Annotated in this window: 7 protein-coding genes; 3 read left to right on the top strand and 4 right to left on the bottom strand. The window is 61.6% G+C overall.

All coding sequences use genetic code 11. The features are described from left to right. Window positions 1–41: 41 nt before the first annotated feature. From HMPREF0372_RS06405 to HMPREF0372_RS06390, 4 genes are all read right to left on the bottom strand, one after another. Entirely contained in the window at window positions 42–1,109 is a 1,068-nt protein-coding gene (locus tag HMPREF0372_RS06405) for a class I mannose-6-phosphate isomerase (protein WP_007489958.1), read from the bottom strand. A gap of 42 nt (window positions 1,110–1,151) precedes the next feature. Continuing rightward, window positions 1,152–1,520 (bottom strand): thioredoxin family protein, encoded by a 369-nt coding sequence (locus HMPREF0372_RS06400; RefSeq protein ID WP_007489957.1) that lies wholly within the window; start codon window positions 1,518–1,520, stop codon window positions 1,152–1,154. Between the two features lie 13 nt (window positions 1,521–1,533). Next, window positions 1,534–2,541 carry a permease gene (locus tag HMPREF0372_RS06395; RefSeq protein ID WP_007489956.1) on the bottom strand — a complete coding sequence of 336 codons (1,008 nt, stop codon included), beginning with the start codon at window positions 2,539–2,541 and terminating at the stop codon, window positions 1,534–1,536. Window positions 2,542–2,635: 94 nt separating this feature from the next. After that, a complete protein-coding gene (locus tag HMPREF0372_RS06390; RefSeq protein WP_007489954.1) occupies window positions 2,636–2,941 on the bottom strand; it encodes an ArsR/SmtB family transcription factor in 306 nt (101 codons plus the stop codon). Window positions 2,942–3,339: 398 nt separating this feature from the next. Between HMPREF0372_RS06390 and HMPREF0372_RS06385 the strand changes: the two genes are divergently transcribed. Genes HMPREF0372_RS06385 through HMPREF0372_RS06375 form a run of 3 tightly spaced genes read left to right on the top strand, consistent with a single transcriptional unit; the run spans window position 3,340 to window position 7,576 of the window. Continuing rightward, complete coding sequence (locus HMPREF0372_RS06385) at window positions 3,340–3,957, top strand: TetR/AcrR family transcriptional regulator (RefSeq protein WP_007489952.1); 618 nt, start codon at window positions 3,340–3,342, stop codon at window positions 3,955–3,957. Window positions 3,958–4,014: 57 nt separating this feature from the next. Then, complete coding sequence (locus HMPREF0372_RS06380) at window positions 4,015–5,808, top strand: ABC transporter ATP-binding protein (RefSeq protein WP_007489951.1); 1,794 nt, start codon at window positions 4,015–4,017, stop codon at window positions 5,806–5,808. A 16-nt stretch (window positions 5,809–5,824) separates the two neighbouring features. Continuing rightward, entirely contained in the window at window positions 5,825–7,576 is a 1,752-nt protein-coding gene (locus HMPREF0372_RS06375; RefSeq protein WP_007489950.1) for an ABC transporter ATP-binding protein, read from the top strand. Window positions 7,577–7,663 lie beyond the last annotated feature (87 nt).

The following is a 7,663-nucleotide window of genomic DNA, read 5'->3' as shown; positions in this document are numbered from 1 at the left end:
GAGCGCCGGCCGGCGCTCCGCCCCTCTGTTTCGCAGCCGCTTCACACGCCCGGAAGCCCGCACTCCAGCAGGCGGCACGTCCCCTCCGCCGTACACTGGTAGGAGGCCACGCCGTGGGGGACAAAGAGCTCCTCGCCCCTGCGGGCCCGCAGAGAACCGCCCTCCCATTGGAACTCCGCCTCCCCCTCCAGCACCAGGAGCACCTGGAACCCGCGGTTGACACAGAGGGCGCTCCCATGGGCCTCCCGGCGCAGCTCCACCTCATCCATATAGAAGCGGGGGGTCTGCTCCGGCGTGATGAGCCGCTTCCGCCAGGGCTCCTCCGCCCCGGAGACGGGGCGGAAACGGTGCCGGGCCAGCAGCTCCTCCCGGGGCAGGCAGTCAAAACGGAAGCAGTCCAGCAGGCCGTCCATGCCGGCGGGGCCATACATGCTCGCCACCGGCAGGCGGGAGCCGTCCGGGCGGATGTACTCCGCCCGCAGGGTGATGTCCACCGGCTCCTGCAGCTCGGCCACCAGGGAATCGCTCCCCATGGCGTGGGCCGTGCCCGCCGGGATGAAGTACACCTCCCCCGGACGGATGGGGATCTGGTGCAGGCAGTCCAGCAGGGCCGCCGTGTCCTGCCGCTCGATCAGCCCCCGGAAATACGCCGGCGTGACGCCGGGCCGGAACCCCAGCCAGATGCACGCCCCCGGACGGGTGTCCAGCACGTACCACGCCTCATCCTTCCCGGAGGGCAGGCCGAAATACTTCCGCGCCCGCGCCCCGTCCGGATGGGTCTGGAGCAGCAGGCGGTCCCTGGAGTGGAGCAGCTTGAGCAGAAAGCCCAGGCTGACCCCCCAGTGCGCGGCGTGAGCCTCCCCCAGCCAGGCCGCAGGGTTTTCCGCCAGGCAGTCCCGCAGTAAAACGTCCGTCCCCGCCACCCGGGACAGCCCCGTGGCAGTGCCGGGCTGGAGGGCGGAGGTCACCAGGGAGGCGATCCACATCTGGGAACACACCCGCGCCCCCGGTCCCTCCCCCAGAAATTCGTTGATCATCTCGCCCCCGGGGATTAGGTAATCCACCTTGTTGGGGGCCAGTCTGAGCATTTGGTTCGGTGATAGGTCCATTCGTCCCAGCCTCTTTCCCATTGTGATACTGGGGCCAGTATATCACACCGCAGGGCCCTGTTCCAGCGTTTCTTTTTCTAGGGCCTCCCGGAGCATCTCCCGGAGTTCCGCCTGGCCCGGCACGCGGCCGCAGGACACCACCCGGCCTCCCACCACCAGGGCCGGGGTGGTCATCACCCCATAGGCGGCGATCTGCATGAAGTCCGTCACATGTTCAATGGCGGCATCCACCCCAAGCTCCGCCAAAGCCGCACGGACGGCCGCTTCCAGGGCGCTGCACCTGGCGCACCCGGAGCCCAGCACCTTGACGCTGGCGGCGGTCTTGTCCGCTCCCACCCGCACCGCCGTTTCAGGGGTACGGCCACAGCAGGGCGGGGGCGTACCCTTTTTCTTTTTTCCGAACAGTCCCATGTTTCGTTACCTCCTAAATGGAAATCAGATAGAATTGGAACACGTTGAACAGATAGCCGATGAGGATAATACCGCTTGTGCAGATGGCGATAAACAGCCCCAGCAGTCTGGGCTTCACCGCCTTGCGGAGCATGATCATCGAGGGCAGGCTCAGCGTGGTGACCGCCATCATGAAGGCCAGGACTGTACCGAGCTGTGCGCCCTTGGCGAGCAGGGCCTCCGCCACCGGGATCGTACCGAAAATGTCCGCATACATCGGGACGCCCACCAGCACGGCCAGGACAACGCCGAAGGGATTGCTGCCGCCCAGAACGGTCTCAATCCATGACTCGGGTATCCAGTTGTGGATCACCGCGCCGAGCCCCACGCCCACCAGGATGTAGGGAGCTACTTTCTTGAAGGTGGACACAGCCTGCTCCCTTGCGTACCGCACCCTCTCTCGCCTTGTCAGCTCGGGCGACTCAATGTCTATACTGCCGGCCGAAAAGACGAATTGCTCAACATGCTTCTCCATGTGCAGCCGCTCCAGGAGTGTACCGCCCGCCACGGCAAGCGCCAGCCCTACCACCACATAGAAAATGGCCACCTTAGTCCCAAAGATGCTCATCAGCAGCACCAGACTGCCCAAGTCCACCATCGGCGAGGAGATCAGAAAGGAAAAGGTGACGCCCAGGGGCAGCCCCGCGGTGGTAAAACCGATGAACAGCGGGATGGACGAGCAGGAGCAGAAGGGCGTCACCGTCCCCAGCAGGGCGGACACCAGATTGGCGCCCACGCCGTGGAGCCGGCCCAAAATGTGCTTGCTCCGCTCCGGTGGGAAATAGCTCTGTATATAGGAAATAGAAAAAATCAGAACACAGAGCAGTACTGTAATTTTCAAGCTGTCATACAGGAAAAACTGTACACTGCCGCCGAGCCGTCCATGGATATCCAGGCCCAGCGCGGACAGGCCGCGTCCGAGCCACTCGTTCAGCCACCTCATGCCCAAAATCTGCTCCTGAAACAGGCTCCATAACTCCATATCGTTCCGCCTCCCTTTATGTATTATAGATCAAAATATTTTGATGCTTTGCTCGAAAACACGCCATCTACTGTGACGGCGTGTTCCGCTCCCGCTATTCAAGCGGTGTCCCCTGTTCTGTAACCGGCGTAGTCAGCTCCAGCAGCAGCTTCACCGCGTACTCCCTGCCCGTCCTGCTCAGCTGGTAGTGGGTCCACTTGCCCTCCTGACGGCTCTCCACCAAGCCGGACTCGCACAGCACCTTCATGTGGTAGGATAGCCCGGACTGGGTCAGCTCCATGGGCTCCTGCAAGACACAGGCGCACTTTTCCCCGCCGCGCAGCTCCTCCAAAATGGCCAAGCGTTTGGGATCGCACAACGCCTTGAATACCCGAGCCGCCGCCCTATAATCTCTTTCCATAAAGCCCTCTTCATATCAAATATTTTTGATATTATTTTATATGGCTTTTCTTCAATCGTCAACCCTCAATTTTTAAGCAAAAGCCATCCCAGCAGGAAAGCCATACTGCTCTGCCTCCGAAAACAAAGGCTGTATAAAAACTCTGTATGTCAAATCCCTTTCCAGCAGAACATCGGCAGAGTGGACAGAGAACTCTTCGTAACTATATAGAACAAGCGGCACACTGTGCCCGATACCGTATACCTTGTGTCCTGTCACAGTACAGCGGTGGGCCGGTTCGCCTACAACTTTGTAGCTGATATGATCACAAAAAGTATTTTCAGATAAGTTGACACCCTTTCCGCTCAATGGTATAATAACACCGTTATATAACACTGTTATAAGGCGGTGAAGTTTGAATGGAGGAGCGGTCCACTGCTACACTGGAAAAAATTCAGCAGGCGGCTTTGGCGGAATTTCTGGACAAGGGATTTCTGGGAGCCTCCCTGCGGCAGATTGTAAAGAACGCCGGGGTGACCACTGGGGCCTTTTACGGCTACTTTTCCAGCAAGGAGGCCCTGTTCAACTCTATCGTGGAGCCCCACGCCGCGGCCCTCATGGGCCGCTTTATGGAAGCACAGACTACCTTTGCCGAACTGCCGGAAAAGGAGCAGCCGGAGCACATGGGCCTGGAGTCCGGTAGATGTGTGGACTGGATGGTGGACTATATCTGCGCCCACCGGGAGCCGGTGAAGCTGCTGCTCTGCTGTGCGGAGGGGACCAGCTATGAGCACTTCGTCCATAACATGGTGGAGGTAGAGGTGGAGTACACCCAACGCTACATGGAGGTGCTCCGCCGCCTGAGCCGGGACATCCCGGTGCTGGACAAATCCCTGTGCCATATCATCGCCAGCGGGATGTTCAATGGCATCTTTGAGATCGTGGTTCACGATATGCCCCGGGATCAGGCGATGCGGGATGTGGATCAGTTGCGGGCGTTTTACACCGCTGGTTGGTCAAAACTGATGGGGGAATAATCCCCTATCTTTTTGAAATATAGTTAGTTTATACTAACTTCAAGAGGAGGTTTTTTCATGAAGCAGAAGAGAAAGAGCGATGTGGCCGTCCTGCTGGACTACGCGGGCAGCCACAAAGGGCTGACCTTCCTGGGGCTGGCCCTGTCGGCGGTGTCCATGCTGCTGAGCATGGCGCCCTACATCTGCATCTGGCTGGCGGCCCGGGATCTGATCGCGGTGGCGCCGGACTGGACGGCGGCGCAGAGCGTCGCCCAATACGGCTGGCTGGCGTTCGCCTTTGCGGTGGCTGGCATCATCCTGTACTTCGCTGGCTTGATGTGTACCCATCTGGCGGCCTTCCGCACGGCGTCCAACATCCGCAAGCAGGGCGTGGCCCATGTGATGAAGGCTCCGCTGGGCTTTTTCGACGCCAACGCCTCCGGCCTCATCCGCGGGCGGCTGGACGCGGCGACGGCCGACACGGAGACCCTGCTGGCCCACAACCTGGCGGACATCGTGGGCACCATCACCCTGTTCATCGCCATGCTGGTGATGATGTTCGTCTTTGACTGGCGGATGGGGGCGGCCTGCCTGCTGGCGGCGGTGATCTCCATTGTGGCCATGTTCTCCATGATGGGCGGTAAAAACGCCCAAATCCTGGGGGAATATCAGGCGGCTCTGGACCGCATCACCAAGGCGGGCACCGAGTACGTCCGGGGTATCCCGGTGGTCAAGATCTTCCAGCAGACGGTCTACTCCTTCAAGGCGTTCCAGGAGGCTATTGAGGACTACAGTACCAAGGCCGAGCACTATCAGGCGGATATTTGCCGGACACCCCAATCCGTCAACCTGACCTTCACCGAGGGGGCCTTTGTGTTCCTGGTTCCGGCGGCCCTGTTCCTGGCGCCGGGTGCCCTGGCCGGGGGCGACTTTGCGGGGTTTGTCACGAACTTCGCCTTTTACGCGGTGTTCTCCGCCATCATCTCCACAGCCCTTGCCAAAATCATGTTTGCCGCATCGGGCATCATGCTGGCCGGCACCGCTCTGGGCCGCATTGATCAGGTCATGGGCGCTCCCGAGCTGAAAGTGCCGGAGCATCCCAAGTCCCCCCAGAGCAGCCGTGTGGAATTTGAGGATGTGAGCTTTACCTACGACGGTGCGGAGACGCCCGCCCTCTCCCATGTCTCCTTCACAGCGGAGCCGGGACAGACTGTGGCCCTGGTGGGGCCCTCCGGCGGCGGCAAAACCACCGCCGCCAGCCTGATCCCCCGTTTCTGGGACGCCGCCTCCGGCGCGGTGAAGGTGGGCGGCGTGGATGTGCGGCAGATCGACCCCCATGTGCTCATGGACCAGATCGCCTTTGTGTTCCAGAACAGCCGCCTGTTCAAAGCCTCTATCTTGGAAAATGTCCGGGCCGCCCGCCCCGACGCCACCCGGGAGCAGGTGCGCGCGGCGCTGATGGCCGCCCAGTGCGGGGACATTCTGGAGAAGCTGCCCCAAGGCATGGACACCCTGATCGGCTCCGAGGGGACCTATCTCTCCGGCGGCGAGCAGCAGCGCATCGCCCTGGCCAGGGCCATCTTAAAGGACGCGCCCATCGTGGTCCTTGACGAGGCGACCGCCTTCGCGGACCCCGAGAACGAGGCGCTGATCCAAAAGGCGTTCTCCGAGCTGACCCGGGGCCGCACCGTTATCATGATCGCCCACCGCCTGTCCACCGTTGTGGGCGCGGACAAGATTCTGGTGTTGGAGGAGGGCCGCATCGTGGAGCAGGGCTCCCATCAGGAGCTGACCGCCGCCGGCGGGCTCTATGCCCGGATGTGGGCGGACTACAACCAAGCGGTCCAGTGGAAGATCACCAGCGAGCAGTGAGAGAGGGGTGAAGAAGATGTTCAGCAAAAGCTTTCAGCGCAAATACGCCCTCACCGACCAGGGCGTGAAAAACACCAAAAAGGGCGCCTTCTGGACGGTCATTGTCAATCTGGTCGTCATGGGCGGCATGGGCATCCTGTACCTGTTGATGTACGGCCTGATGGGAACCCTGACGGACGGAGCGCCGCTGCCCGGCCCGGCGCTCTTTCTTGGGCTGGTAATCGCGTTTGTCATTCTGTCCTTCGTGACCCACCTGCAGCAGTACCACGCCACTTACGGCCTAGTCTATAACGAGGTGAAGTCCACCCGTCTCAGCCTGGCGGAGCGGCTGCGCAAGCTGCCCTTGGGCTACTTCGGCAAGCGGGATCTGGCGGACCTGACCGAGACCCTCATGGGTGATGTGAACCGCATGGAGCACGTCTGGTCCCATGTGCTGGGGTACCTGTACGGGGCCTACATCTCCACGGCCATTATCGCGGTGTGCCTGCTGGTATATGACTGGCGGCTGACCATCGCCTGCCTGTGGGGGGTGCCGGTGGCCTTCGGCCTGCTGTTCGGCACCCGGAAGATCTCCGCCCGTGCCTCGGAACGGACGAAACAGGCCGCGGTCCGTGTCTCCGACGGCATCCAGGAGGCGTTGGAAAATGTCCGGGAAATCCGCGCCACCAACCAGGAGGCGCGCTATCTGGCCGGGCTCAACCAGAAGATCGACGACCATGAGAAGGTCACCATCCAGGGCGAGCTGGGCACCGGCATCTTTGTTAATGCGGCCAGTGTCATCATGCGCCTGGGGGTAGCCACCACCATCCTGGCGGGGGCCAGCCTGATCCTCTCCGGGCAGATCGACTTCATGCTGCTGTTTTTGTTCCTGCTGGTCATCACCCGTGTGTACGCCCCCTTCGACCAGAGCCTGGCCCTCATCGCAGAACTGTTCGTGTCCCAGGTGTCCGCCGACCGCATGAACGAGATTTATGATACGCCCACCGCAGAGGGGGCCGAGGTGTTCCAGCCCAAGGGCCACGACATTGTGTTCGACCATGTGGGCTTCGCCTACGACAAGAAGAAGGTACTGGACGGTGTGAGCTTTACCGCCCGGGAGGGTGAAGTGACCGCTCTGGTGGGGCCCTCCGGCTCCGGCAAGAGCACCTGCGCCCGGCTGGCCGCCCGGCTGTGGGATGTTACGGAGGGCACCATCAGGGTAGGAGGCGTGGACATCTCCACCGTGGACCCGGAGGCGCTGCTGACCGACTACTCCATGGTGTTCCAGGATGTGGTGCTCTTTGACGATACCGTGATGGAGAACATCCGCCTGGGCAAGCGAGGAGCCACCGATCAGGAGGTGCGGACCGCGGCGGAGGCCGCCAACTGTGGGGAGTTCATCCGCCGTCTGCCCCAGGGATACGACACCCCCATCGGAGAAAACGGGGCGAAGCTCTCCGGCGGGGAGCGGCAGCGCATCTCCATTGCCCGGGCGCTCTTGAAGAACGCCCCCATCGTCCTGCTGGACGAGGCCACCGCCAGCCTGGATGTAGAGAACGAGACCAAGGTGCAGGGCGCCCTCTCCCGCCTGCTGGCAGGCAAGACGGTGCTGGTCATCGCCCACCGGATGCGCACCGTGGCCGGGGCGGACCACATCGTGGTGCTGGAAAATGGCCGGGTGGCCGAGCAGGGCACGCCTGCGGAGCTGATGGAAAAAGGAGGACTCTACCGTCGTATGGTGGAGCTACAGAGCCACAGTGCCCAGTGGCAACTCAACGGGAACGAATAACATAGGACCCCGTAGCAGAGACTAGGTAGTTTTCCTTTATCAGAAATTTGGCCGGGTCGTGTCAAGATTTTTTCGCACTTTAGTTTG

This window comes from Flavonifractor plautii ATCC 29863 (assembly GCF_000239295.1).
Lineage (GTDB): Bacteria > Bacillota > Clostridia > Oscillospirales > Oscillospiraceae > Flavonifractor > Flavonifractor plautii.
The sequence above is the reverse complement of the archived record's forward strand: the minus strand, read 5'-3'. Positions and strand labels throughout refer to the sequence as shown.